Below are 26,393 nucleotides of genomic sequence, written 5' to 3' on the forward strand. Positions count from 1 at the left end.
AAACCTAGTGCACGGCCGCATACATGATCTTCTCCTCCGTCGCCTCCGCAGGCGAAAACTCCTCGACAATACGCCCTTGCCTACAGACAAGAATCCGGTCGGACAGGTTCATGATCTCCGGGAGGTAGGACGAGATGACGACCACCGCGAGGCCCTCATCGGCCAGCCGGTTGATGATCTGGTGGATCTCGGCAATCGCGCCGACATCGACGCCACGTGTCGGCTCGTCGAAGATGACGATGCGCGGCTGCTGCACCAGCCCCTTGCCGATCACCACCTTCTGCTGGTTGCCGCCGGACAGTTCGACCACGCGCGCATTGTCGTTGATCGCCTTGATGTTCAGCGTCTTCGTCCATTCGGCTGACAGCGCGCGCATTTCCTGCGCATTGATCACCCAGGCCTTTTCGCGGCCCGCCGCCAGCAGTCCGCCGAACAGGTTTTCGGCAATGCCCATCGTCTCGAAGATACCCTCGCTCTTGCGGTCCTCGGTGACATAGACGATGCCGTCGGCCACCGCTTCGCTCGGCACGAGATAGCGCACCGGCCTGTCGTCGAGCTCGATGGCGCCGCCGCGCAAAAAGTCGCGCTTGTAGATGCCGGAGACGATCTTGAAGGTCTCGGTGCGGCCGGAGCCGATCAGCCCGAACACACCGGTGATCTGCCCTTCGAAGATCGAGAAGGACGTGTTGCGCACGACATTGCTCATCGAAATGTCCTGCACCGACAGCACTTTCTTGCCCGCCTTGCGCAGCTTTGCCTCGTCGCGCTGGCGGTAGATCTGTCCCGACAATGTGCGCCCGACCATGGCGGAAACGATCCTGTCTCGGTCGAAAGCAGATGTGTCGTCGGTGATGACCAGCTCGCCGTCGCGCAGGATAGTGATGCGGTCGGCAATATCGAGCGCCTCTTCCAGCGCGTGGCTGATGAAGACGATCGAGACGCCGCTCGCCTTCAGCCGGCGGATCAGCGCGAAGAAGTGCCGCTTCTCCTCCGGTGTCAGCGTCGCCGTCGGCTCGTCGAAGATGATGATCTCGGCATTGTGGTGGACGGCGCGCGCGATCTCCACCATTTGCCGCTTGGCCGCGCCCAGCGTCGCCACCATCGCGTTCGGGTCGACGGGAAAGTTCAGCGATTGCAGGAATTGTTGGGCCGAAATGTAGGTGCCGCGCAGTCGGTTGAGAAACTTTTCGGTGCCGAGATAAAGGTTCTGCGCCACCGTCATCGACGGCACCAGGCTGGTCTCCTGGAACACCATGGCGATGCCGGCTTCAAGCGCTGCGTGCGGCGAGCCGTAGGCGATCTCTTGCCCCTTGTGGAACATCTTGCCCGAGGTGGCGTCGACCACACCGGCGATGATCTTGGTCAGCGTCGATTTGCCCGCGCCGTTCTCGCCGAGCAGCGCGTGGATTTCGCCTTTGCGTAGCTCGAACGTGACGTTCTTGACCGCGGGCACGCCGCGATAGTTCTTGGTGACATTCTCCAGGCGGACGATCGGTTCCATCAGAAACCTCCCGTGGCGACGGAAAGGATGCAGTCGCCGCCCCTCGAGGCGACGAACAGCCGGCCGTCCCTTTCGGCAACGCTGCAGATGCCGTGGCGCGTGCCGTTGGCGCGGCTGTGCAGGCTGAATTGCGGCTGCAGCTTCTGGTCGAGCCTGACCACCAGCCCGTAGGAGCGGCTCGGCGACCATGGCTTGTGGATACCCATTGTGCGGATGCCGCCGCATTGCAGCGGCTCCAGAAAACTGCGGCTGGAGGCCAGTGCCGGCGCGATCCAGTAGGCGGGCGGCACTTGGCTCAGCATGTCCTGCCGGTAATGCGTTTCCTGCAGCACGAATTCGATCAGCCGGTTGCGCGGCGCGAACAAGGTCAGCCAGGCGCCGCCATCGGCGGACGGCGACAGCCGCGATGGATAGCCTGGCAGATGCGCCAGAACCGTCGAGCGGCTGCCCGTCGCGCCATCGAAGCGCACCAACTGATGACGCCAGCTTTCGCTGACCAGCACATCCCTGCCGAGTGGATGCAGCCCATAGGGAAAGGCAATGTCGCTGGCCACCTTGCGGAAATCACCGCCTGCGGCGTCTCGCTTCCAGAGCGAACCGGAAGCGCCCTTCTTCATCAGATCGGCGGCCCATTGCGAAGGCGCGTGCTCGGCCGAGCCATTGGCCAGCCACAGCGTGCCGTCTTCGGCATAGGCAAGTGCGGTGATGCAGAGGATCTCGGCCGGCAGCGAAACCTCCTTGCCGGCAACCAGCAGCTTGCCGCTCTCCAACCCGACCGCCAGTTCGCCGGATGGCGACATCGCCAGCGCGGTGACGGGCGACGGAAAGGTCTCGACCACGGTTGGGGTCGCGCCGGCAGCAACCGAGTGGATGACGTTGCCGCTGGAGGCTAGCAGCCTGTCACCGGAAACCAACAGATTGTCGGGCTCGGTCAGCTCGGCAAACGCAGGCGCATCATCCAGCCGCGTATTGGGGCGAAAAGCGCCGTCGAGCGGCGGGATGGTCACCGCCTTGCCGCGAAACAGGTCGAGCACAGGATCGAGGATCATGGCTTTGCTCCCCAATAGGAAGCGGGGCTGGTCCAGTTCGGGTCGGCGCCTGAAATCTTGTAGCGGCCGATGCGGTTGTTGAGGATGCCGCCGACGAACAGATATCCCTTGTGCTCGCGCATCGAGGTGACCATCGGGTGTGCGCCACCGGTGAGATCGCCCATCGCCTCGACGATGCCGCCCTTCTCGTTGAATTTCACCACGCCGCCGGTGTTGATGTTGGGGAACAGCCATTCATCCTGCGGCAACCGCCGCGTCATGCGCTTGCGCATGTCGGGATGGCGCAGCGAAAGATCAAAGCTCGGCGTGCGCATGCCGAGCCACGCCATCCAGTAATTGCCGTCGGAGGCGCGGTTGATGTTGTCCGGATAGCCCGGCATGTCGCGGATGACGCATTCGGCGGTGCCGGCTTTCGGCCCTTCCAGCCAGTAGCGATGCACGCGGCAGGCCCAGCTTTCGGCGAAGAACAGCGACTTGCCGTCATGCGCCATGCACACACCATTGGTGTAACGGTAGCCGTCGAGCAATGTCTTGGTCGACCCGTCCTTCGGGTCGTAGACCAGCAGCCGGCCGGTGGCGCGGTTCTCGATCGAGTCCAGTGCCCAGTCATGCGCATCGTAGCGCTTGGTCGAGTCGGTGAAATAGATGCGGCCGTCCGGTGCGATGTCGCAGTCGTTGGGATCGCGCAGCCGCGCATCGTCGACGATCGAAGTCCACGAGCGCGAGGTCTCCGCCGACAGGCGTTTGACCTCCCGATCCGGCGAGACGGAATAGAGCCCCATGGCGCCGACGCAGCTGATCAGATTGCCCGATTTGTCGAAGGCAAGGCCGAGCGGAAAGCCGCCAATGTGAGCGAACACTTCCGACCTGACATAGTCCGGCGCGAAGAAGCGGACGATCTCGCCGTGGCGCGTGCCGCAATAGAGATTGTCGGCGCGGTCGAGAATGACGTCTTCCGGTCCCTCCAGCTCGCCAAGCCCGATATGGTTGGCCGCCGACAGCCTGTTGTCGAGCTCGTAGGGCGTGCCCGAGCCGGGCGCGGCCGATTGTGTCTCGCCCATCTTGAGATAGACCGGCGCGACATAGACCTCGTTCAGCACCTTGTGGCGGTTCTTCAGCCAGCGGATGTCGATGGTCACCGCCACCGCCAGCATGATGCCGAGCACCATCTGGTTGGTGCCGGTGCCGTAGCCCAGCCGGATCAGCCCATTGGTCATGGTCAAGACGATGATGGCGCCCATCAGCCCCTTGATCACCGAGCCGCGGCCGCCGCCGAGGCTGACGCCGCCGACCACCGCCGCCGTCAGCGCCATGATCTCGAGGTTGAGGCCGGTGCCCGGCCCTGCCCCGCTCAAACGGCAAGCGATGAGGAAGCCGCCGATCGAGGCGCAGAAACCGGAGAAGACATAGGTCATGAACACGGTGCGGCGCACGCGGATGCCGGCATTGTGCGCCGAGCGCCTTGAGCCGCCGACCGCCAGCACGTGCCAGCCCGGCCGCGAACGCGTCAGCGCGATATGGGTTATGATGGCCAGGATGATCGCCAGCCACACCGAGACGGAGAGCCCCCAGAAGGTGCTGTCGCCGATGAAGTCCAGCACATCCGATGTGGCGGTCGAAAGCTGCACATCGGCGGCATAGGTGGTGACCAGGATGTCGAACAGTGCCCGCCCGAAGATGAAGGTGACCAGCGTGGTCAGAAAGGCGCGCAGCCTGAGATAGCCGACGAGGTAGCCGTTGATGGCACCGAAGATGAGGCCGGTGGCGAGCGAAGCGGCCAGCGCCAGCCAGACCGACTGTTCGAGGATGAAGAAGACATAGACGGCGGAGAAGCAGGACAGCGCGAAGATCGAGCCGACCGACAGGTCGATGCCGCCGCCCAGCATCACCACCGTCATGCCGGTGACGACCATGGAGAACTCGCCGAGCTGGCGGGTCGATTCCTGCAGTGCGGTCAGCTTGAAGAAGCCGGGAATGATCGAGCCGAAGGTTGCCAGCGTCGCCACCAGCGCCAGGAACGGAATGGCGTTGTCGGTCCAGCGTTTGGTCAGGATCTCGCCGACGACATGGTCGGGCACGAGATTGTAGCGCCAGGACTGGAGACGTTCGCGAAAGGACATCGGCTGCTGCTATTCCATGAGGGAGCGAGGTGGCCGGATCCTTCCGGCCACCTCGCTTGTACTTCAGTCGAAAAGGTGCGGCTTACTTTGCGGCCGCCGCTTGCGCCTGCAGCGCCTTAAGGTCCCAGCAGCTGTCGGGCTTGAGGTCGGCCTTGGTCGTCGCCTTCTCCAGCGTGTAGATGTAGGTGTGCGAGGTGCCGGCCGGCTGGCCGCTCTGCAGCAGGAACTTGATGATGGCGTTCATGTCGCCCGACTGGCGGGCAAGATCGGTCATCACCACGGCGCCATAGGTGCCGTCCTGCAGCTTGTCGCAGTCGGCCGCCTTCTCGCCGCCGCCGGTGGTGACCAGGAACACCTTGCCGTCGAGCTTGGCATCGCGGATCGCGGCGGACGCGCCGGTGGCGTCACCATCCCAGAAATCGATGATCGAGCAGATATCCGGGTTCTGCTGCAGCATCGTCGTCGTCACGTTGCGCGAGGCCGTCGCATCCCAGTTGGAATCGGGCTTGGCCACCACCTTGAAGTCGGGATTCTTGTCCAGCACCTTCATGATGCCGGCATACTGATAAAGGCTGGATGAGTTCGCCTGGTCACCTTGCACAAGGCCGATCTTCTTCGACGAGTTCGGGCCGCAGCCCTTGATCGCCGCTTCGGCCTCGAGCTGGCCAAGCCGGTCCCAGTCACTGCCGATAAAGGCGTCGGCCGGGAAGTTGGCGGGATTGTCGACCAGGATGACATAGGTGCCGGCGGCCTGCGCCTTCTTCATCAGCTTGGAATAGGAATTGAGGTCCGGCGCATGGATGATCAGCACGTCCGGCCTGGTATCCGAGGATATTGCGTCGGTGATCGCCTGTGCGCCGGCATCGACCACCCAGTTCGGGTCGCGCGTCTCGAACACGCCGCCCCATGCCTCGACCTCGGTCTTCAGATAATGCGCCCAGCCCTGCGCCAGGTCGAAGCCCATTGCCAGCGGCACCAGCATGACGCGCTTGCCCTTGAGCGCCTGCGCGTAAGCAGCCGGCCCCGGATCGTCAGCGGCGAAGGTTGGCGCCACGAAGGCGGTGACGGCGAGTGCCGTGGCAGCGGCCATCAATGTCCTGATGAATTTCATGTCAGATCCTCTCGTTTCGATTTTCATTGCCGGCCGATCGGGATGGATCGGACCGGGTACCCCGAGCAGATGGGCCAGCCCATCCGCTTTAAATGTCGCCTTGCTGGGCGGTCTGCTCGTCACGTGGATTGATGATGCCGTCGACAATAATGGCGCCGAGCAGGATCGCTGCCTTGATCAGGTTCTGGGTGAGCAGCGGAATGTCGATAATGGTCATGGCGTTGAGCAGGATGCCGATCAGCGCCGCCCCGACCAGCACGTTGCGCACCCCGCCGCGCCCGCCGGACAGGCCGATGCCGCCGATCACCGCGACCAGCACGATGTCGTAGAGCAGCGTCGAGTTGACGACGCGGGTGTTGATCGAATGCAGGCTGGCCGCCGTCAGCAGGCCGGCGATCAGCGCCACCAGGGCGGAAAGCACATAGCGCAGCACCAGCATCGGCCGCACCGGAATGCCGATGTTGCGGGCGGCAGCCGGATTGTCGCCGGCGAAATAGATGTAGCGGCCCCATTTGGTGTAGCGCAGGAACAGGAAGAACAGGAAGGCCAGCCCTGCGAACACGAACACCTCAATGGGAATGTCGAGGAAGCGCAGGCCGCCGAGCAGCTCGACCCAATGACCCTGCGGCACCGGCACGGCATCCTGCGTGATCAGCTGCGAACGCACATAGCCGAAGACGAAGGAGCCTGTTGCCAGCGTCACGAAGATCGCCGGCACGTCGGCATAGGCGACGAGAAAGCCATTGAGCAGGCCGATGGCCAGCACACCGGCCAGCACATAGGCGAAGGCCAGCCCGTCCGGCGTACCCGAATTCAGAAGTTGCAGATACCAGGCGACAGACATCGCCATGATCGCGACGGCGGAGAGGTCGATGCCGCGGCCGATGATGACGACGGCCATGCCGAGCGCGAGGATGCCCAGCACCGACACGGAGCGGACGATGGCGACGAGATTGTTGGGGTCGATGAAGCCCGGCAGGCCTATGGCCGCTGCAACGAACAGCACCACGGCGATGGCAAAGACAATGCCTTCCTGATTCAGGCTCCTGAAATTCGGCCAGCCGATCGTGTTCATGTCTGCGTTTGCCCCGATGGCAGCGCTGCCATCCCTGGGAAAGAACGCTAATCGGCCCAACGCCGGTTCGTCAAATGAATCCGCGCTCGGAAGCCAAGCCGGCAGCAATATTCACCGAGTGGACGCATCGATTGCCGAAGCTGGCGCAATGCTCGGAAAACTCTGCGCTTTTGGCAATTCGTTGCGCCCTTGCCGCCGCTCGCGAAAGCGCGGCACCAAGGCGAAAGGACAAGATGGAATTTATCTCCGCATCAGGCGGAAAAATCGATCTCAATTTCCCGGTGAGTGGCCGGAAACTTCCGCGCCCGCACTTGGCGGCAGCACGAGAAAACGCAACGCCGCCACCAGCCCGATGGCGCCGATCGCCAGGAAGGCGATTCGAAAATCGACGAGGTCGAGAGCGGGGCGATCCCTGACGATCTGCGACAAATTGAGGATCGCCGCCGCGACCGCGACGCCGAACAGCATCGCCACCTGCTGCAGCATCGAGGACAGCGTTGCCGCCGAGCTGCGTTGCGCCGCATCGATGTCGGCGAAGGCCAGCGTGTTGAGCGCAGTAAACTGCATCGAGCGCGACAGGCCGGCGATCAGCATCAGCGCCACCACCAGCGCCTGTGGCGTCTGCGGCGAGATCGCAGCGCAGGCCATGATCGCCGCCGAGGCGATCAGGCCGTTGACGACCAGCACCGAGCGGAAGCCGAAACGGCGCAGCGTCGGCGTCGTCACCGTCTTCATGCCGAGATTGCCGAGGAAATAGGCAAGGATCATCATGCCTGCGTCGACGGGGCTGAGGCCAAAGCCGACCTGGAACAACAGCGGCAACAGGAACGGCGTGGCGTTGATCGCCACCCGGAAAATGGTGCCGGCGGCAAGCGTCGAGATGGCGAAGGTCAGCACCTTGAACGAGGCGAGATCGAGCAGCGGATGCGGCGCGCGCCTGAGATGCCGCACCGCCAGCCAGCCTATGACGATGCCGGCAACGACCAGCAGCGCTGTCGGCAGCACGCCGTCCTCGGGATGCGCGATGCGTTCGAGACCATAGAGCAGCAAGGCAAGTCCGGCCGATGTCAGGAAAAAACCCGGCCAGTCGAGTGGCTTGGGATCGGCCTCGCGGTCGCCCGGAATGAAGCGGGCGACCAGCGCCAGCCCGATCACGCCAAGCGGGATGTTGATGAAGAAATTCCAGTGCCAGGACAGATAGGTGGTGATGAAGCCGCCGAGCACCGGCCCTACCACCGGTGCAAACAATGCTGGCCAGGTGATCAGCGCCGTGGCGTTGAGCAGTTCGGATTTCGACGCATTGCGCAGGACGAGAATTCGCCCGACCGGCGTCATCAGCGCGCTGCCGAGCCCTTGCACGGCACGGGCGGCGACGAACTGGGTCAGGGTTTGCGAGAGGCCGCAGGCGAGCGAAGCAAGGGTGAACAGGACGATCGCCAGCAGGAAGATGTTGCGCGCCCCGAACCGGTCGGCGAGCCAGCCCGACAGCGGCACGAACACCGCCATGGTCAGCATGTAGACGGTGATGCCGATGCTCATTGCCACCGCCGACACGCCGAAGGAGGCACCCATCTGCGGCAGCGAGGTCGAGATGATCGTCGAATCCAGCAACTGCATGAAGAAGGCGATGGCGACGATCAGCGCCACGCGCCGCGCATTGGTGGCCGTTTCGGATAAGGTTGCGGTCTCGGGAATGGCAGTCATGACGGAACCGGTTTGAACAGCATCTCACCGGCCGCGTCCAGAGACGGCGCAACAAACTTTCGTGTCCCGCCATGGCCTGCTATGGGATGAACGGGGTGGCCGAGGAAAGTGTCCGCGTAGAATGAAGCCCATCTATATCGACTATCTCAATGCCCTCGACATCGATGCCCTTGCCATGACCGATGGCGAGATCATCGCCGCCGTCGAGGCTGGCCTGGTGGCGCAGGGCCGGGGCCAGACCGTGATCGAGCCACGCGTCCATCTCGAGCCGGACCCGTCCTTCCACGGCCATTTCAATGTCTTGCGCGGCTACGTCGCGCCGCTCGACACCGCCGGTGTCAAGATCGTCGGCGACTATGTCGACAACTACCTGCATGGCCTGCCTTCCGAATTCGGCATCCTCAATCTGTTCGATCCGCGCACCGGCACGCCGCGCGCCATCCTCGACGCCACCGTCATCACCGACATGCGCACCGGCGCAGTCACCGCCATCGGCGCCAGGCATCTGGCGCGCAGGAATTCCAAGGTCCTGGCCCATATCGGCGCGCGCGGCACGGCCTACTGGAATGTGCGCCTGCTCGACCATCTCTTCGATTTTGACGAGATCCGCGTCCATTCGCGCCGCCCGGAAAGCCGCGACGGTTTCGCCGCCAAACTCTCCGCCGATCTCGGCAAGACGGTGACGGCGGTGGCCGACTGGAAGAGCTGCATCGAGGGCGCCGACATCGTCGTCGAGGCCTCGCGGCTGCCGGAGCCGCAACCGCTGCTGAAGACCGAATGGATCAAGCCCGGCGCGCTGGTCGTGCCCTATGGCACGATGAGCGCGGTGGAACTGTCGCTGACCGACATCATGCAGAAGATGGTCGTCGACGATTGGGGCCAGTGCAAGGGCGGCAAGTTCGGCTCGCTGCGCGCCCATGTCGAGACCGGGCGGCTGAGCGAGAAGACGCTGCATGCCGAGCTCGGCCAGATCGCCGCCGGCCTCAAGACCGGGCGCGAAAGCGAAGACGAAACGATCCTGTTCTGGCACCGCGGCCTGTCGCTGTCCGACATTGCACTGGGTAAGGCGATGCTGGCCAAGGCCCAAGTGCAAGGCATCGGCCAGAGGCTGCGCTTCGCATGACCGCGCTCGTCCTCATCGGGACCGGCGTCGGCATTGGCGATGTTGCTGCGGTCGCCCGCGATGGGCGCAAGGTGGAGATTGGACCCGACGTCATCGGCAGGCTGGAGAAGGCACGAAAAGTGCTCGACCAGGCCGCCGCATCCGGCCAGCAGATCTATGGCCTCAACACCGGGCTCGGCGCCAATCTCGGCACGTCAGTGGAAGGCGATGTCGGCGCCTTCCAGCGCCAGTTGCTGGAGGGCCGCAGCGGCGCGGTCGGCGAAGCGCTGCCGGTCGAGGCCGTGCGGGCAACCATGGCCGCCCGCGCCGCGATGCTTTCGACCGGCGGCTCCGGCCTTTCGCCTTCCGTCTTCGTCGCTTTGGTCGACGCCCTCAATGCCGGCGTCCATCCCGTCATGCCGTCGCTCGGCTCGATCGGCGCCGGCGACCTGGTGCTGATGACGGCACTCGCCCGCATGCTCACCGGCGAAGGCGAAGCGGACTATCAGGGCCGGCGCATGCCGGCGGCCAAGGCGCTGATGATGGCGCGCCTCGCCCCCATCAGCCTGGCGCCCAAGGACGGCCTGTCGTTGATCAACGCCTCGGCGGTGTCCGCCGGCGCCGGCGCGCTTGTGGTGACGGATGCGCTGTCCGCCCTGGCCCAGCAACAGCAGGCCGGCGCTCTGACCATGGAAGGTTTTGCTGCCAATCGCACCATCCTCGACCCGCGCCTGCATATGGCGCGCCCGGCGGCCGGCCAGCAGGAAGCAGCCAAGGCGCTGCACGATCTGCTCGCCGGTGACGAGGGGCCGGCGCCGGCCACCTTGCAGGACCCGCTGTCGATCCGCTGCATGCCGTCGATCCATGGCGCGCTGATCGAGGCGATCGGTCAGGCGAGACAGGCGGTCGAGATCGAACTCAATGCCGCCGCCGACAATCCGCTGGTGCTGGGCGATGATGAGCTGGTGCTGTCGACTGGCAATTTCCACACCGCCGCACTGGCGCTCGCCTTTGAGACGCTCGGCTTGGCGATCGCTCAATGTGCCGCGGCCAGTGCCGCGCGCTTCATCCAGCTCACCGGTTCGGGCCGCAATGGCCTGCCGAAATATCTGTCGCCGATTGGCAGCGCCTCGGCCGGCTTCGTGCCGTTGCAGAAGACGGTGACGTCGATCCAGGCCGCCATCCGCCACAAGGCCAATCCGGTGATGCTCGACTTCCTGGCCGTGTCGGAAGGCGTCGAGGACCACGCCACGCAGACACCTCTCGCGGTTGCGAAATGCGCTGGTATGATCGTGCTATGGCGGCGGCTGATCGCCTTCGAATTGATGGCCGCCGCACAGGCCATCGACTTGCGCGACGGCTTTACATTGGCGCCACGCACCGCCGCACTTCACACGGCGATCCGCACGCTGGTCCCTGCCCTGAAGGAGGACCGGCCGCTCGGTATCGATGCAGAGGCGCTTTACGCCGCGCTCGCCGGCGGAAGCTGGCCGGCCTGACGCGGCTTCTCAGAAGACGACGGTCTTGTGGCCGTTGAGCATGACGCGGGCTTCGAGATGCAGCTTGACGGCGCGCGCCAGCACCCGGCTTTCGATGTCGCGCCCGACGGCGACGAAATCCTCGGCGCTCATCGCATGGGTGACGCGTTCGGTCTCCTGATCGATGATCGGGCCTTCGTCGAGGTCGGAGGTGACGTAATGCGCCGTCGCACCGATCAGCTTGACGCCGCGATCGAAAGCCTGGTGGTAGGGCTTGGCGCCCTTGAAGCTCGGCAGGAAGGAATGGTGGATGTTGATCGCCCGTCCGAACAACCGGTCCGACAGGCCTTTCGAGAAGACCTGCATGTAGCGCGCCAGGATGACCAGTTCGGCCCCTGTCCGCTGCACCAGGTCCAGCAGCTTCTGTTCCTGTTCGACCTTGTTTTCCTTGGTGGTCGGCCAATGGTGGTAGGCAATGCCCTCCATCTCGGCGAAGCGGCGGGCATCCTCATGATTGGAGACGACGGCGGCAACCTCCGCGTTCAGCCAGCCGACCCTGATCTGGTACAGCAGATGGAGAAGCGCGTGGTCGAACTTGGAGACCATGACGATGATCTTCGGGCGGCGTCCCTGATCGACCAGCGCGGTCTTCATGCCGAAACGATCGACGCTTGATTTCAGGGCCCGCTCCAGACTGTCCCTGGTCGAGCCTGGCGGGCTGGTGAAGGCGATCCGCATGAAAAAGCGATTGGTCTGCCGGTCCCAGAACTGGCTGCTTTCGGCGATGTTGGCGCCATTCGCGGCAAGCTCCGCCGTGACGGCGGCGACGATCCCCGGCCGATCCTCGCAGGAAAGCGTGAGAATATGAACCGGCGCGGCCTCGCCCGTCGCATCATTGCCTTGAGATTTCACGCCCTGTCGACCCTTTTCATGAACAGGCTGAGTTCAGCCGGGTCCATATGCACCACATGCTTGTCTTCGGGGTAGGCCAGGCTGTTGACATCGGCAACATATTCCGAGAACGCGGCGATGCGTTCGGCCTGCAAACGATCATATTCGGCAGCGAAATTGCGATAGACCTTGGAGTGGCGGGGCATGTGGCCACGGTTCTGGCCGAGGATGTCGTCGGCAAACAGATATTGCGCGTCGCAGCCGGTGCCCGCCCCCATCGACAGCATGATCAGCGATGTCCGTTCCGAGATCGCCTTGGCCACCTCGACCGGAACGACCTCGATCTCCGCGCCGACGGCGCCTGCAGCTTCCAGTTGTTTCACCGCCGTGAAGACGTCCATGGCGGTGTCGGCGGTCTTGCCGACTGCCTTGAAGCCGCCGGTCCAGGTGGCCCGTGACGGGATCAGCCCGACATGGCCGATGACCGGGATATTGTCATCGGCCATCCGCTTGATCGTGGCGTAGCCGGCGCTGCAATAGACCGCGTCGGCGCCGGCCTTGTAGAGCCGGAAGGCCCAGCGCACGAAATCGTCCGATGTGCCGATCTCGTAGAAATTGTCGCCCGGCATGGTGAACAGGCTGGGTGCGGCGTCACGGTATTGCGGGTTGAGCATCAGTTCAGGCGGCACCGAGACGATGTCGAGCCCTGCCCGCTCGGCTGCCTCGGCCTCGTCCATCGTCAGCACACGCAGCATGGTCAGCTGGCGCTTGCCCTTCATGGCGCGCAAATCCGCCACCGTCGGTCTTTTTCGGCTCATCAAAAGGGTTCCCTCAGTTGCATTCGACGGCAGGTCAGCCGATCTGGATCATCACTTTGCCAGCCTCGACCTTCACTGGATAGGTGGCGAGATTGACGCAAACCGGTGCGCCCCGGGCCACACCTGTCTTATAGTTGAAGCGGCCATTATGCTTGGGGCATTCGATGATGTCGTCCATCACCAGCCCTTCGGCCAGATGCGCCTTCTCATGCGTGCAGTATCCGTCGGTTGCGAAGTACCCGTCATCCGGACTGCGATAGATGGCGAAGGTACGGCCGCCATGATCGAAGCGGATGACATCCTCTTCCTCGACATCGTCGACGCCACACGCTTCAACCCAGTCGGCCATCTGCTTCTCCTGCAACTCTATTCCGCCGCCGCCGGCACGGTCAGCGCATGGAACTCGTCCCGGTACGGCCTGGCCGTCGGCGGCAATTCACGCTTGAGGAAATAGTCCTCGTACTGAAGCTGCTTCAGCAGCACCGGCCAGACCTCGCGATAGGCATGCCACATCGAAGGGTTCGGCTCGGGCAGATCGTGCTTGATCAATTCGTGCAGCCTCGGCAGCGCGTGATAGGGCACCATCGGGAACATGTGATGTTCGACATGGTAGTTCATGTTCCAATAGATGAAGCGGCTGATCGGGTTCATGTAGACGGTGCGCGTGTTCAGCCGGTGGTCGGTGACGTTGTCGGCCAGCCCGATATGCTGCAGCAGGCCGGTCAGCACCATGTGCCAGCTGCCGTAGAGGCGCGGCAGGCCGATCAGCACCAGCGGCAGGAACGACCGGAGATAAAGCGCCAGCACGATGGTCGCGACATAGATTGCGACATGCCAGCGCGCGGCTGTGACCACCTTGTGAAGCTCCATCTCGGGAACAAAGCTTTTCTCGTCGGGCGAGATGCTGCCGAACGCATTGCGCACCAGCGTCGGCAGCGAATAGCGGAAATCGAGAATGCCGGTGAAGGCAAGTGCGGCGCGCAGCAGGTCCGGCGGACGCATCACCGCGATCTCGGCGTCGCGGCCGACGATGATCGTGTCGGTGTGGTGGCGGGCATGGCTCCAGCGCCAGGTCACCGGATTGCGCATCAGCATGAAGCTGGCGATCTGGTAGACGGCGTCGTTCATCCAGCGCGTACGGAAAGCAGTGCCGTGGCCGCACTCATGCCAGCGCGAGTCGCTGGACGAGCCGTATAGCACGCCATAGACAAGCAGGAACGGCACCACCCACCACGTGCCCCAGAACCAGATGATGCCGGCGGCAGAACCCAGTATGGCCGATATCCAGATGATCGTGTCGCGGATCGCCGGTCCGTCGGAGCGTTGCATCAGCTCTTTCATCGCCTTGCGCGGCACATCGGTATGGTACCACTCGGCCGAGGCCAGTCCCGTCTCGATCGCAATGCGTGTGCTTTCGCCGACCAGACTGTAGTCGCGCTTTTTCTCCATCACATCGACCTCCGATATCCGACCCGCCAGCCGGAGCATTCGTTTCGCATCATGCCCTGTCCGCCAATCTCGGGAAGTTTCCCGACGGCGCAGGATAATCCTGTTGCGGTTGCCTGGCGATCGAAGCGATCCTCTCTTCAGCCACGGCGATCTCGCCGGCGCCGTCGAGCACCCGGAACACCGCGTCGTAAGAACGGCTTTCGCCATGCTCCAGCCAGATCATCTCGCCGCGCTCGCGCGCCGCGAGATTGCCCAAGACATGATGCGTCGACGGTTCGATGCCCAGTGCATACTGCCCTGCCTGGAAATTCTGCCATTGATAGGCGCAAGGCAGCTGGTCCTTGCGCGTCACCACTTCGAAGCCGAGTCCGAGCTGATCGTTGACCACCGCCAAAGGCACCTCGCCATTGGCGTCCGCCGCCATCTCGTGCTGCCAGACCTGCTCGCTGAAGCCCAGTCGCGGCGCCGGCACGGTGCGGTAACCGACCTTCTGCGCCTGATAACGTTCGCCGGCATGGCCAGCCCAGACGACGTCGCGGATCGGCGCTAGATAGCGCGAACCCTCGTCGAGCAAGGGGTGGCTGACATTGACGTGGTAGAAATACATGTGCGGCGTGCGATTGAAGCCGTGGTTGACGACGCGGTCCGACAGCCGGATCTCGTTGCCGCCGACATCGGCCTCGATGCGCCGGATCAGATGCAAATCCTCGCCGAAGACCGCCGATTGCTGCACGATGCCTTCGGCCCAAAGCACGCAGCGGTCGCCATCCCAGGCCTCGCCATAGCCGGTCAGCCGCGCCGGAATGGTGCCAACGCGGCCATGCAGCGAATGGATCACGGTCTTCTTGCCCGGGTAGTTGTAGCTGTCGGCAGGCACCTCTTCCCGGCCCAGTATGTGGTCGAGGCCGCAGGTGACGAGCAGGCCTGAAAACGAGCGTGCCCAGGCGAGCCCCCCTTCCCCCTCATAATCGTGCAGGCCGGGTTGGCGAAAACCGCTCGGCGAGTGCCAGCCGATCGCCTGGCCCTTGAAGTCGCAATCGGCGATGTCGAGTGCCCGGTCGACCAGCGCCGTGAAACGCAGCCCCGAGCCGGTGCGGAACTCGAGCATGCGGATGCCGCGTTCCACCCCGTCGCCAAGCGTCATCAGCCGCACGCCGGCAAATTGCGACAGCATGCCCGAACGTTCCGATACCTGCCGGCGCGAAAGCGTCTTGCCGTAGAGCTCTACCATGTGACGGCCAACTTCTTCACTTCGCTCTCGTCTCTTTCAGCAGGGCCGACATGTCGGCGCCAGTGATGATGCTTTCCACGGTCAGAAGATCGGTATCGGCAACTGTCTGCTCGGCGACGATCTCGCCGCGGCGCATGACGATGATGCGGTCGGCGACCTGGAACACGTGATGGATGTTGTGGGTGATCAAGAGCACCGAATGGCCGGCGTCACGCACCTCCTTGATGAAGCGCAGCACGCCGTGGGTTTCTTCGACGCCGAGATTGTTGGTCGGTTCGTCGAGGATGATGACCTTGGCGGCGAACTGCATGGCGCGAGAAATCGCGATCGACTGCCGCTCGCCACCGGACAGCGTCGAGACCAGCGCATCGGCGTCGAGGTTTTTCGAGATACCGACGCGCTTCAACAGCGCCGACGCCGCGTCGCGCAATTTGGCGAAATCGAGCGGCGCGAACACGCCCAGCCATTTCAGCTTGACCGGCTCGCGCCCAAGGAAAAGATTGCGCGCGATGCTGAGATCCGGCGCCAGAGATGTATCCTGGTGGATGGTCTCGATGCCGAGGTCCATCGCATCGCGTGTCGAGCGGATCGAAACCTTTTCGCCGCGCACATAGATGTCGCCACGGTCGATCGGAAACACACCCGAGATCGCCTTGATCAGCGTCGATTTGCCGGCGCCATTGTCTCCAAGCAAGGCCACCACCTCGCCCTCCTTGAGGGCAAAGCACGCATTCTTCAGCGCCCGAACGCTGCCGAAGGATTTTTGCAGATTCTGCAGCCGGAGAACTTCCATCATCAGCCCCTTGCGGCGTTCTTCTGCAGCAAAGCGTGCAGGATGAGCATGGCGAGAATGATGAGGCCGACGAAGATGTTGTAGGCGAGGCCCGGCACGCCGATCAGCACGATGCCGTTGCGGATCGCGCGCAGCATCAGCGCGCCGACGATGGTGCCGAGGATCGTGCCGCGTCCACCGGTCAGCGCCGTCCCGCCGACCACCACCATGGCGATCACTTCGAGCTCGTAGCCGGTGCCGGCCACTGGTGAAGCGGCCGAGATGCGGAAGGCGCTGATCATGCCGGCCAGTCCTGCCAGGACCGAAGTCAGGATGAACAGCCACACCTTGACGGCGTCCGCCGGCACGCCGCGCGCCACCGCCGCGTTGCGATTGGAGCCGATGGCGCTGATCCAGTTGCCGAGCTTGGCATAGCGCAGCACGTAGATCGCCAGCAGCGAGAGACCGATGAACCACCACAGCGAGGTGTAGAACCGGAACGAGCCGACATTGAAGCTGCCGGCCAGCAGCGTCACGAAGAAGCCGGGCTGATCCCAGGATTTCAGCGGAAAGCCCTGTGTGATGTAAAGCGCTGCCCCGCGCACCACGAGCAGCATCGACAGCGTGACCAGAAAGGACGAAATGCCGATCTTGGTGACGATCAGCCCGTTGATGGCGCCGATGGCGATGCACAGCAGAAGTCCGGCCAGAAGGGCGACGCCGATATCGACGCCGCCGTTCTGCACCAGGAGCATGACGACAACCGGCGCCAGCCCGAACACGGCACCAACCGACAGGTCGAACTCGCCCGCCGTCAGAAGCAGCGTCATGCCGAGCGCGATGATTCCGAGCTCGGGGAGGAACGCCATCATGTTGGAGATGTTGAGCGGCGACAGGAAATTGGCATCGGCGATGGCGAACACCGCAAGGAGGACAACGAGGATGACGAGCGAGGAGAATTGCGGCGAGCGCATAAGGCTCGATCTGCGTTTCCCGACAGGCATTTCGTCTTCTGCGGCGATCATCATGACTGCTTGAACCATGCTTTGAAGAGGCACCCGCGGCCTGCGCCGCGGGCACCGGTTTTCACTTCGTGTCGTAGAGTTTCAGGATCGGTTCGACGCTCGAGGCGTCATAAAGGCTGAACGTGTGAATGTCGTAGCCGATCGGTTCGCCCGACGCGGCGAGCCCGAGCAGCGCCACCGGCATGAAGCCCTGCGCAGACGGGAACTGCCAGGCGGCGGCGTTGACGAAGCCGGATTTGACGGCCTCTGCGGTTTCCTTCGAATTGCCCCAGCCGACGACCGGGATCTTGCCGGCCGGCACGCCGGCGCCGTCGAACACCCGCTTGACGCTGGCCGCGACGGAATCGCCGAGCGCGATGATCGCCGGCGGATTGTTGGCCACCATATAGTCGGTCATCTTGGCAATGATGCCGGCCGGATCGGTGCCGCAATCGACCACATCATATTTGATCCCGAGCGGATCGAAGACACTGGCGATGCCTTCGGTCTCCAGCTGCTGATAGCTGGCACCAGGCACTTCCACCGGCAGGAACACCTTGTCGCCCTGCTTCACCATCTTATGGTCGACAAGATACTTGGCCCAGATGACGCCCGCCTCCTTGAGATCGGCGCCGACATAGGCCTGCCGTCCGGTCGCCGGATCGTCTGTGTTGAAGAACACGATCGGAATCCCGGCCGCCTTGGCAGCCTTCACTTCCTCGGTCCACAAGCCCGGCTGGGCCGAGGTGGTGGCGATGCCGTTAGGCTTGGCCGCAAGGGCCGAATTGAAGGCCTCCTTCTGCGCCGCCATGTCGCCGCCGCTGAAGGAGATCTTGCAGGTAACCTTGAGCTGGTCGCAGGCTTTGGTCGCGCCGGCATTCCAGTCCAGCCAGAACGCATCCGATGGGCCGCCATGCGAGAGCAGGTAGAAGGTTTTCTGCCCATCCTGCGCCATTGCCGGCGCGCTCAACGAGACGCCGGCGAACAGCGTTGCGGCAGCCGCCAGTTTCAATGCGAATTTCAACATTCTTTCCTCCCTTGCTTTGGGCCGCGCCGCGGCAAATCGACGGCGCGCAGTGACCGTCACAGACCGTTGGCGCGGAACTTCCCATCGAGGAATTTCTTGGCGCGCGGCACGTCGTCTTCCGAGAGATGCTCGATGATGACGGGGATATTCGGATGCTTCTGCGCCAGCCGCTGGAGGTAGAGATCATAGTTCAGCGAACCGAGGCCCGGTGCCGGCAACTCGATCTCACCGACGCCACGGAACGTATGGCTCTCCAACGCGTCCTCGTCGCCGATATCGGCGTGCTTCTCGGACTTGTCGCCGCCCGAACGCTTGACGTCCTTGGCGTGCGCTATTCTGATCTTGTCGGTCAGCGTGTCGAACACCTGGTTCAGGATCTGGTCCATCCTGTCGATGTTATGCGTCTCGAAATAATTGGTCGGATCCATCAGCAGACCGAGGCCGGGATGGTCGACCTGGGCGAACATCTTCACCGTCTCCTCGACCGAGCCGACAACGTTGTTGACATAGGTCTCAAGCAGGAAGACCGCGCCGTGGTCGTAGGCCGTCTGGGCAAGGTCGGCGACCACCTTGCGGCATTCCTCGAACCCTTCCTCGGTCTTGTTCTTGGGGTGATGCACCCAGTCGGATTCGGTGTTGTAGGTGCCGGTCTCCGAGATCACGTAGGGCGAGCCGAAATGGCGGGCGTTGCGGATGATCTCCTTGAGATAGCCGACGCGCTTGTCGCGCTCGGCCTTGTCCGGATGGATGATGTTTGTGTAGCCGGAAATGCAGCACACCGGCAGGTGATGATCGCGGAAGACGTCGCGCACCTTCTTGGCCTTGTCCTTGGTGATCTGCCCCGCCGAGAGGTCGACATCCTTGAAATGCAGGTCGAGCTGCACCGTGTTGAAATCGAGCCCGCGGATCTTCTTCGCCGTCTCTTCGAGGCCGTACGGGAAATACCCCGTGAAAATACCTGCCTGCATCATGGTGTGAATTCCTCCCTGTAAGCGATTCAGTTGTCTGGTATTTCAGTTGCGGTGATCAGGTAGCGATCTCGGAAAGTTTGACCGTGCGGCCCTCGTCGATCGAGCGGTATCCCGCCTCGACCAGCGCCATGGTCTTGACGTTGTCGGCGACCGACAGCGCCGGCGGCGTGCCGGTCTTCACCGCATGCTGGAGCTGTTCCATGACGCCGATAAAGGCATGCGGGAACCACATCGTGTCCCAGCTCGGGCTGACCCATTCGCCGCCGGTCGTCTCGGTCGAAGCGTAAGTCAGCGTTGAGGCAGCGCCCGTCGGCCAGCCGATGGTGCCCTTCGCGACGCCCTTGGTGCCGTCGACGCGCCAGTTGATGTGCTGGTCGTCCTTGTAGCCATCCTGGCGCGGACCGGACCAGACATCCTCCAGCGACACGGCAAGAACACCGGACGGGAAACGCAGCGTCGACACCGTGATGCCGTCGGAATGGTCGAATGTCGTGCGCGGATCCTTGCGTGTCAGCGTGGTGATCTCAGAGGGGTCGCCGAACAGGAAGCGCAGCACGTCGAGATGATGCACGCTCATATTGGCGAGCGTCAGCCGGTCGTAATCCTCGAGGAAGCTCTGCCAGTGGGGGATGGCGTGCATGTCGATCTGCGCGAAAACGATGTCGCCCAGCGCGCCGCTGTCGATGATCTGCTTCAAGACGCGCATCGACTGGTCGTAGCGCATGTTCTGGTTGACCGAGAGGATCTTGCCGGCCTTGGCCGCCTCGTCACGCAGCTTGACCGCTTCATCGACCGACAAGGCCAACGGCTTCTGCGCCAGGATTGCCTTGATGTGCTTCTGCTTCAGCGCGTGACGGATCAGCGCCGGCTGCAGGTCGGGCGGGAAAGCAAGATCGATGATCTCGACATTTTCGTCCTCGATCAGTTTTTCCGGCGTGTCGTGGACCGTGGGGATGCTCCAGCGCGTCGCCACCTTCTCGGCGCTGGCCCTGGTACGCGAGGCGATTGCCACCACCGGGAATCCAGCTTCCTTGTAGGCGGCCAGATGGCACTCGGCCATGATCATGCCGGCGCCGACGCAGCCGATCTTGTATTCCTTCGTGCGAACCTTCACGTCCGGCTCGAAGCCTTTGCTTGCCATCTCTTCCTCCCGAAGGTCTTTCCTTGCGGCGGCCGTCATCGTGCCAACGCTCCGCCGCTCTGTTCGAAATAATGCACTCTGGCCGGCTCACAGGATATCGCCACCATGGCATCCGGCCTGATATCGGGCTGGCCGCGCAGCAATGCCTTCAGCCGCGCCTGCCCGGCAGCGAGCGTCACCACGGTATAGCCACCAAGCGGCTCGACCTCGAACACTCGCGCCGGGCGGCCCGGGTCCCCATCCGCCCACGGTCTAACCTTGATGTCTTCCGGCCTCAGGCCGATCTCCACGGCGTCGGCGGGCGCTGTCTTGTCTTCGATGCGGATCGTGCCTTCAGCCGCTTCGACCCCGCCCTCGCCACGCGCCGATCTGAGGATGTTCATCATCGGCGAGCCAAGCAGCCTTGCCACATAGGTGCTGGCCGGGCGGTCGTAAATCTCTGCCGGCGCACCGATCTGCCTGATCTTGCCGTCCTCCAGGATGGCGATGCGGTCGGCCACCGACATCGCCTCTTCCTGGTCATGCGTGACGTAGATCAGCGTCTTGCCGAGTTCGCGCTGGATACGCTTCAGCTCGACGCGCGTTTCCTCGCGCAGCCTGGCGTCGAGCGCCGAGATCGGATCGTCCATCAGATAGGCATTGGGATCGCGCACCAGCGCCCGCGCGATTGCCACGCGCTGCCGCTCCCCGCCCGAAAGCTGTCCCGGCGGCTTGTGCAGGATATGGCCGATATGCAGCTTCGCCGCGACGTCGGCGACCCGCCTTTTGATCTCGGCCTCGGCGACCCGGCGTTCGACCAGGGGGAAGCGGACATTGTCGAGCGCGCTCATATGCGGAAACAGCGCCAGGTTCTGGAACACCATCGCCACGTTGCGTTCGGCCGGCGACACCGCGTTGACCGGCCTGCCGCCGATCAGGATCTCTCCCGAGTCCGGCGTCTCCAGCCCGAGCACCAGGCGCAGGATCGTCGACTTGCCCGACAACGGCGGTCCGAAGAAGCAGAAGAATTCGTTGTCGTTGACGGTGAACGAGGCGTCGTCGACGGCGAGTGTGTTGCCGTAGCGCTTGGTCACATTGCGGAAGACGATATCGGCCATCTCAACCTGCCTTCGTCGCAAGGCCGGTAGCGGCGTCGAAGACGCGCACCGACGACGTAGTGGGAGCGACGATCGCGGTGTCGCCGATCGCCAGCCCGACATCATTGTCGAACACCGTTTTCACAGCCGCCTCGCCCAACCCGAGATGAACGATGGTGCGCGCGCCGATCCGTTCGACGAAGGTGACAGGCATGGCGAGGCCTTGCCCATTCCGCACCAGCGACGCCTGTTCCGGCCGAAATCCGTAAAGCACCTCGCCGCGCGCGCCGCGCAGCGCCGCCGCGAGCTCGCTCGGCAGCGGCGGGGTGATGCCCAAGGGTCCGAGATCGACGACCAGCCCGCGGTCGCTTTCCGCCGGCCTGCCCTTGAGCAGGTTCATGCCCGGCGCGCCGATAAATCGGGCGACGAAGACATTGGCCGGATCGTTGTAGACCTCGAGCGGCGTGCCGACCTGCTGCAGCACGCCATGGTCCATGACCGCGATGCGGTCGGCCATGGTCATCGCCTCGAGCTGGTCGTGGGTGACATAGACCATGGTCTGGCGGAACTGCCGCTGCAACTGCTTCAGTTCGGTGCGCATGACGGCCCGGAAAGCGGCGTCGACATTGGAGAGCGGCTCGTCGAGCAGGAAGATCGCCGGCTCCATGATCGCCGAGCGGCCGATCGCCACCCGCTGCAAGATGTTGACCGACAGCCGGTCGGCCTTGCGGTCGAGCAGCGGCGTCAGTTGCAGCATCTCGGCGATGGCGCCGACACGGCGGTCGATCTCGGCTTTGGCAGCCCCTCGCATTTTTGGTCCATAGGCAAGGTTCTGGCGCACCGTCATATGCGTGAAGATGGCGTAGTTCTGGAAGACGAAGCCAACGCCGCGCCGGCCCATCGGCACGCCGGCCATGTCGCGCTCGCCAAACAGGATCTTGCCGTCGGTCGGCTCTTCCATGCCGGCGATCATGTTCATCGTCGTCGACTTGCCGCAGCCCGACGGGCCGAGCAGCGCCATGAACTCGCCATCTGATATTGCCAAATCCATGGTCTTCAGCGCGGTGAAGTCGCCGAATTTCTTGACCAGGTTTTGCAGGTGAATGGCGCTCATGTCGGTACCTCGCGTGCCCGCGCCATGCGCTTCATGGCAAACACAGCGACGATCGACAGCACGACCAAAATGGCCAGCGCGATCGCAGCCACATAGCCCCAGATCAGGTCCTGCGTGGTGAGCTTGTAGATGTAGACCGAGATGGTTTCGGTGGCGACGCCTGGACCGCCGCCGGTCATGATGTAGAGCGTGTCGAAGATCTTGAAGTTTTCGATCACCCGGATCGCCAGCGCGATGATGATGATCGTCTTCATCTTCGGCAGCACGATGGTGACGAAGCGCTGCCACGGATTGGCGCCGAGCAGCGTCGCCGCCTTGATCTGGTCCTCCGGCACGCCGACCAGGCCGGCAAGCAGGATGAGGAACATCAACGGCGTCCACTGCCAGATGTCGGCGACCATCACCGCGATCAGCGCCAGCGTCGGATCCGACAACCAGGCGATGGTGACGGGTGAGCCGGTCAGCGCCGACAAGATGTCGTTCACCGGGCCGCCCGACTGGAACAGCATGAAAAACATGTAGCCGGCCACCGCAGGCACCACCATCATCGGCATCAGCAGGATCGAATAGAAGATGCGCTTGCCCGGGAAATCGTCGGCAAACAGTGTCGCCAGCGCCAGCCCAAGCAGGAACTCCGCCGGCACGCAGACGATCATGACGATGGCCGTACGCTTCAGCGCGCTCCAGAAGCGCGCGTCGGCGGCGAGATCGGTGTAGTTGGCAAAGCTGTTCCACATCGACCATGCGTTCCACCAGCCGGTGCCCGACAGGGGCGACCAGTCGGTGACGCTGATGTAGAGCTGCATCAACAGCGGGAAGGCCGAGATGAACAGCACCAGGATCTGCGCAGGCAGCGTCAGCCGGAAACCCAGCCTTGCGCCCTCATCGCGCGAAACCGGCTTTGCTCCGACGGCTTTCATCTCATCCTTGGAAGTCATGACAGTCACCGCGCTCATTGCTTGAGCGCCCCGAACGTCAACCCGCGCACCAGATGGCGTTGGATGGCGATGCCCATGATGACCGGCGGCACGGCCGCGATCAGCCCAAGCGCCGCCTTGGCGCCATAGAGCTGCCCGGTCATCGAGGAGGACAGAGAGGCCATGTAGACCGGGATGGTCACCCATTCGCGCGTCGTCAGAAGCAGCGCGATCAGATAGTCCGACCAGTTGAGGATGAAGACGAAGAGCGCGGCACTGGCCAGCGGCGCGCGCATCATCGGCAGCGTGATGCGGGTGAAGACGCGCAGCCGCGAACAGCCTTCGACAAGCGCTGCCTCCTCGATCTCGCGCGGCATGTCGTCGAAGAAGGTCTTCATTAGCCAGAAGGCGAACGGCAAGGTGACGATGCCGTAGATCAGCGCCAGCCCCCACCAGCTATCGGTGAAGTTGAGGAAAGCCCACATGATCATCACCGGGATCATGACCGCCATCGGCGGAAAGATCCTGAGCTGGATCAGCGCCAGCGGCAGGTTCTGGCCGGAGCCGAAACGCGACAGCCCATAAGCCGCGGCAGTGCCCGCCAACATGGCGATCACCGTGCCGAAAACCGCCGACAGCAGCGATGCGAGGATCGGCTTCAGCGCGTTACGGTCGAGCGCGACGATCAAATTGTTGGTCGACTCGCCGAAGACGAAACGGAAATTGCTGAGCGTCGGGTTCTTCGGCCACCAGGTCAGTTCGGCCCCGGTCGCCGACCATTCGGCGATCGGCTTGAAGGCCATCGACACCATCCACAGGATCGGCACCAGCGTCACCGCCATAGCCGCGAAGATCGCGGCATAGCGGAATATCAGGAAAGGAACGGAACGCTTCATCTGGCGGCTTTGCTGGTGGCGTTGTGGGCGGAGGGGAGAAGCAAGCTCCTCCCCTCCTTCGATATGATCCAGGGAGAAGGATCAGACGATTGGATCGAGAACTGTCGGCCAGGCCTCCTTGTTGGTCTTGATGGCTTCGAGCAGTTTGTCCTCGCCGGTACGCCGCGCGATCTTTTTCCACTCTGCCTCGGTATCGGCCATCGCCTGCTCTGATGTCTTGGCCTTGGTCAGCGCCGCCATCAGGTTCTCGTCGAGCGCATTGTGGAAGGCCGTCGCGCCGGGATAGTTGATGGTCGGCACGGTGCGAGCGACCGTCTCGCGCACGACGTCCATGTGGTAGGCATGATAGGTCTGGCGCACCAGCGGATCGGAGAAATCCGAAAGCCGGAACGGATCCAGATAACCGCCGGGGTTGGCGCTCATCCAGGCGTAGATACGGGCCGAGCCCAGCCATTGCAGCAGGAGATAGGCGACCTCCTGGTTCTTCGACTGTGACGAAACCATGCCGGTCAGCGAGAACCACAGCACGGAACGGCTGATCAGCTTGCCGTCGATCTCGCGGCCGGGCGGCAGCATCGAGCCGATCTTGCCGGTGACGGCTGAATCCTTGTTGCCGGCATTGTCGAGAAACTTCGGCAGGTTGGAGAAGGCGCAGGTCATCGCCGCACCACCCTTGGCGAAATTGCCGTATTGCTCCGGCCAGCCCCAGGAGATCGCATCCGGCGAATGATGCGCGAGCGAAGCGACATATTCGTTGGTGGCGGCAATGCCTTGCTCGGAATTGATCATCGGCTTGCCGTCATCGCCAAACAGGAACTGGTTGGGCGAAGCCATCGAGACATAGCGCTGGTACCAGTTGGTGTAGCCCCAGCCCTGGTTGCGCAGGTCGGTCGAGCCGAACAGCCCCTTGTCCGGGCGCTGGAAGAAGGCGGCGATGTCGCCATGCTGCTTCCAGGTCTTCGGCGGCGCCAGATCGTAGCCGTATTTGTCCTTGAAGGCCTTCTTCTCGGCTTCGTCGCCAAACAGATCGGTGCGATAGACCCAGGTCTGGAAGTCGCCATCCAGCGAGACGCCATAGTTCGAGCCGCGGTATTTGTTGAGCAGCGACACGCCCTTGGCGCCATTGACATAGCCGCTGACGGGATCGTCCCATTCGGGCTTATGCTGCGCGACAAAGTCATCGAGCTTGGCGATGCCGCCGGTTTCGGCGAGGTCGCCGAGGCGGTTCCATTCGGTCGAGTAGATGTCGTAGGCCCCACCCTTGGTGGAGATGTCCTGCATCGTCTTGGTGAATTCCTGGCCGTTCGGCAGACCGACGATTTCGATCGCGATTCCGGTTTCCTTTTCCCACAGCTCCTTGATCGACGGCGCACCGGCCGGGAACGGCTGCGTGAGCTGGCCGATCGAGCCGTCGGACAGGCCGAGCACGATCTTGGCCGGCGCCTTGCCGGCGCCCTTCAGCGCCTTGGCTGCCTCGATGGCACGGCCTTCCGGCGTGTCGGCGCCATACTGGTAGCGTTCGGCTCCATCGAAGCCCGTCGGGCCGCCGATCATGCCGGGCGCCAACGCGTCGGCCGCATAGGCACGGCCGGGACGAATGAATTGGGGTGCGATACCAGCGGCGGCCATGATCACAGCCGCCTTTCCTCCGGATGCCAGCAGCCGGCGCCGCGAGATGCGGATCAAGTCAGACATTGAAACTCCTCCCTCAGGGCCACGTTTCCTCCACGACCCTCATGAGGGATATTGACGGCAGCATGGCAAGGCTGTCAACATCATAAATAATCAAAATACCTCACAACATTGCAACAGGGCAAGGAAATGCACAAAAACGGGACCCATGCGTCATGCCGGATGCCTCAATTTGAGGGAACCCGACCCTTCCCGGCCCTGCGCAACCTTGCCGGGCCATTTGATTTAGCGCGGCGGCTTGCACATCGGCCAAG

General features: G+C 63.3%; 23 protein-coding genes. 2 read left to right on the forward strand and 21 right to left on the reverse strand.

What is annotated here, in order from left to right:
• Nucleotides 1-4: 4 nt before the first annotated feature.
• The 6 genes from EOA16_RS03200 to EOA16_RS03225 form a co-directional block, all read right to left on the reverse strand.
• Entirely contained in the window at nt 5-1,501 is a 1,497-nt protein-coding gene (locus tag EOA16_RS03200) for a sugar ABC transporter ATP-binding protein (RefSeq protein WP_127255463.1), read from the reverse strand.
• On the reverse strand, nt 1,501-2,550 hold the full coding sequence (locus EOA16_RS03205; protein ID WP_127255465.1) for a hypothetical protein: 1,050 nt from the start codon (nt 2,548-2,550) through the stop codon (nt 1,501-1,503). The genes EOA16_RS03200 and EOA16_RS03205 overlap by 1 nt, the downstream gene beginning before the upstream one ends.
• On the reverse strand, nt 2,547-4,670 hold the full coding sequence (locus EOA16_RS03210; protein ID WP_127255467.1) for an SMP-30/gluconolactonase/LRE family protein: 2,124 nt from the start codon (nt 4,668-4,670) through the stop codon (nt 2,547-2,549). The genes EOA16_RS03205 and EOA16_RS03210 overlap by 4 nt, the downstream gene beginning before the upstream one ends.
• Nucleotides 4,671-4,752: 82 nt before the next feature.
• Nucleotides 4,753-5,781, reverse strand: a complete 1,029-nt coding sequence (locus tag EOA16_RS03215; RefSeq protein ID WP_127255469.1) for a sugar ABC transporter substrate-binding protein — start codon at nt 5,779-5,781, stop codon at nt 4,753-4,755.
• A gap of 88 nt (nt 5,782-5,869) precedes the next feature.
• Nucleotides 5,870-6,856: an ABC transporter permease gene (locus tag EOA16_RS03220; RefSeq protein WP_127255471.1), complete on the reverse strand. Its 987-nt coding sequence runs from the start codon at nt 6,854-6,856 to the stop codon at nt 5,870-5,872.
• Nucleotides 6,857-7,126: 270 nt separating this feature from the next.
• Nucleotides 7,127-8,560, reverse strand: a complete 1,434-nt coding sequence (locus EOA16_RS03225; RefSeq protein WP_127255473.1) for a DHA2 family efflux MFS transporter permease subunit — start codon at nt 8,558-8,560, stop codon at nt 7,127-7,129.
• 121 nt (nt 8,561-8,681) lie between these two features.
• On the opposite strand from EOA16_RS03225, the gene EOA16_RS03230 reads away from it, so the two are divergent.
• Together EOA16_RS03230 and hutH are read left to right on the forward strand one after the other, a co-directional pair.
• Nucleotides 8,682-9,683 (forward strand): ornithine cyclodeaminase family protein, encoded by a 1,002-nt coding sequence (locus EOA16_RS03230; RefSeq protein WP_127255475.1) that lies wholly within the window; start codon nt 8,682-8,684, stop codon nt 9,681-9,683.
• A complete protein-coding gene (gene hutH / locus EOA16_RS03235; RefSeq protein WP_127255477.1) occupies nt 9,680-11,161 on the forward strand; it encodes a histidine ammonia-lyase in 1,482 nt (493 codons plus the stop codon). The genes EOA16_RS03230 and hutH overlap by 4 nt, the downstream gene beginning before the upstream one ends.
• Before the next feature lie 9 nt (nt 11,162-11,170).
• On the opposite strand, the gene purU is transcribed toward hutH, so the two are convergent.
• The 15 genes from purU to EOA16_RS03310 all read right to left on the reverse strand — a co-directional run bounded on the left by purU (nt 11,171) and on the right by EOA16_RS03310 (nt 26,142).
• Nucleotides 11,171-12,052, reverse strand: a complete 882-nt coding sequence (gene purU / locus EOA16_RS03240) for a formyltetrahydrofolate deformylase (protein ID WP_127255479.1) — start codon at nt 12,050-12,052, stop codon at nt 11,171-11,173.
• Nucleotides 12,049-12,849, reverse strand: a complete 801-nt coding sequence (locus EOA16_RS03245) for a 3-methyl-2-oxobutanoate hydroxymethyltransferase (RefSeq protein WP_127255481.1) — start codon at nt 12,847-12,849, stop codon at nt 12,049-12,051. Before EOA16_RS03245 ends, purU begins: the two co-directional genes overlap by 4 nt.
• A gap of 34 nt (nt 12,850-12,883) precedes the next feature.
• Nucleotides 12,884-13,198 carry a MocE family 2Fe-2S type ferredoxin gene (locus tag EOA16_RS03250; RefSeq protein ID WP_127255483.1) on the reverse strand — a complete coding sequence of 105 codons (315 nt, stop codon included), beginning with the start codon at nt 13,196-13,198 and terminating at the stop codon, nt 12,884-12,886.
• A 17-nt stretch (nt 13,199-13,215) separates the two neighbouring features.
• Nucleotides 13,216-14,298: a fatty acid desaturase family protein gene (locus tag EOA16_RS03255; protein WP_245455862.1), complete on the reverse strand. Its 1,083-nt coding sequence runs from the start codon at nt 14,296-14,298 to the stop codon at nt 13,216-13,218.
• Nucleotides 14,299-14,347: 49 nt separating this feature from the next.
• Nucleotides 14,348-15,529 carry an aldose 1-epimerase family protein gene (locus EOA16_RS03260; RefSeq protein ID WP_127255487.1) on the reverse strand — a complete coding sequence of 394 codons (1,182 nt, stop codon included), beginning with the start codon at nt 15,527-15,529 and terminating at the stop codon, nt 14,348-14,350.
• A 16-nt stretch (nt 15,530-15,545) separates the two neighbouring features.
• A complete protein-coding gene (locus EOA16_RS03265) occupies nt 15,546-16,322 on the reverse strand; it encodes an ATP-binding cassette domain-containing protein (RefSeq protein WP_127256201.1) in 777 nt (258 codons plus the stop codon).
• A 2-nt stretch (nt 16,323-16,324) separates the two neighbouring features.
• The gene (locus EOA16_RS03270; protein WP_245455841.1) at nt 16,325-17,305 is read right to left on the reverse strand and encodes an ABC transporter permease; all 981 of its coding nucleotides are present in this window, start codon (nt 17,303-17,305) and stop codon (nt 16,325-16,327) included.
• A gap of 82 nt (nt 17,306-17,387) precedes the next feature.
• Nucleotides 17,388-18,332: a substrate-binding domain-containing protein gene (locus EOA16_RS03275; RefSeq protein WP_127255489.1), complete on the reverse strand. Its 945-nt coding sequence runs from the start codon at nt 18,330-18,332 to the stop codon at nt 17,388-17,390.
• Between the two features lie 56 nt (nt 18,333-18,388).
• Nucleotides 18,389-19,303 (reverse strand): sugar phosphate isomerase/epimerase, encoded by a 915-nt coding sequence (locus tag EOA16_RS03280; RefSeq protein ID WP_127255491.1) that lies wholly within the window; start codon nt 19,301-19,303, stop codon nt 18,389-18,391.
• Between the two features lie 55 nt (nt 19,304-19,358).
• Nucleotides 19,359-20,444 carry a Gfo/Idh/MocA family oxidoreductase gene (locus EOA16_RS03285; protein WP_127255493.1) on the reverse strand — a complete coding sequence of 362 codons (1,086 nt, stop codon included), beginning with the start codon at nt 20,442-20,444 and terminating at the stop codon, nt 19,359-19,361.
• Nucleotides 20,445-20,479: 35 nt separating this feature from the next.
• On the reverse strand, nt 20,480-21,541 hold the full coding sequence (locus EOA16_RS03290; RefSeq protein ID WP_127255495.1) for an ABC transporter ATP-binding protein: 1,062 nt from the start codon (nt 21,539-21,541) through the stop codon (nt 20,480-20,482).
• Between the two features lies 1 nt (nt 21,542).
• Nucleotides 21,543-22,634: an ABC transporter ATP-binding protein gene (locus EOA16_RS03295; RefSeq protein ID WP_127255497.1), complete on the reverse strand. Its 1,092-nt coding sequence runs from the start codon at nt 22,632-22,634 to the stop codon at nt 21,543-21,545.
• A complete protein-coding gene (locus EOA16_RS03300) occupies nt 22,631-23,590 on the reverse strand; it encodes a sugar ABC transporter permease (RefSeq protein WP_127255499.1) in 960 nt (319 codons plus the stop codon). Before EOA16_RS03300 ends, EOA16_RS03295 begins: the two co-directional genes overlap by 4 nt.
• Entirely contained in the window at nt 23,587-24,447 is an 861-nt protein-coding gene (locus tag EOA16_RS03305) for a carbohydrate ABC transporter permease (RefSeq protein WP_127255501.1), read from the reverse strand. The genes EOA16_RS03300 and EOA16_RS03305 overlap by 4 nt, the downstream gene beginning before the upstream one ends.
• Nucleotides 24,448-24,528: 81 nt before the next feature.
• Nucleotides 24,529-26,142, reverse strand: coding sequence for an extracellular solute-binding protein (locus EOA16_RS03310; RefSeq protein ID WP_127255502.1), 1,614 nt, complete (start codon nt 26,140-26,142; stop codon nt 24,529-24,531).
• Between the last annotated feature and the right edge of the window lie 251 nt (nt 26,143-26,393).

It is taken from the genome of Mesorhizobium sp. M7A.F.Ca.US.008.03.1.1 (assembly GCF_003997495.1).
In the GTDB taxonomy this organism is placed as follows: Bacteria; Pseudomonadota; Alphaproteobacteria; order Rhizobiales; family Rhizobiaceae; genus Mesorhizobium.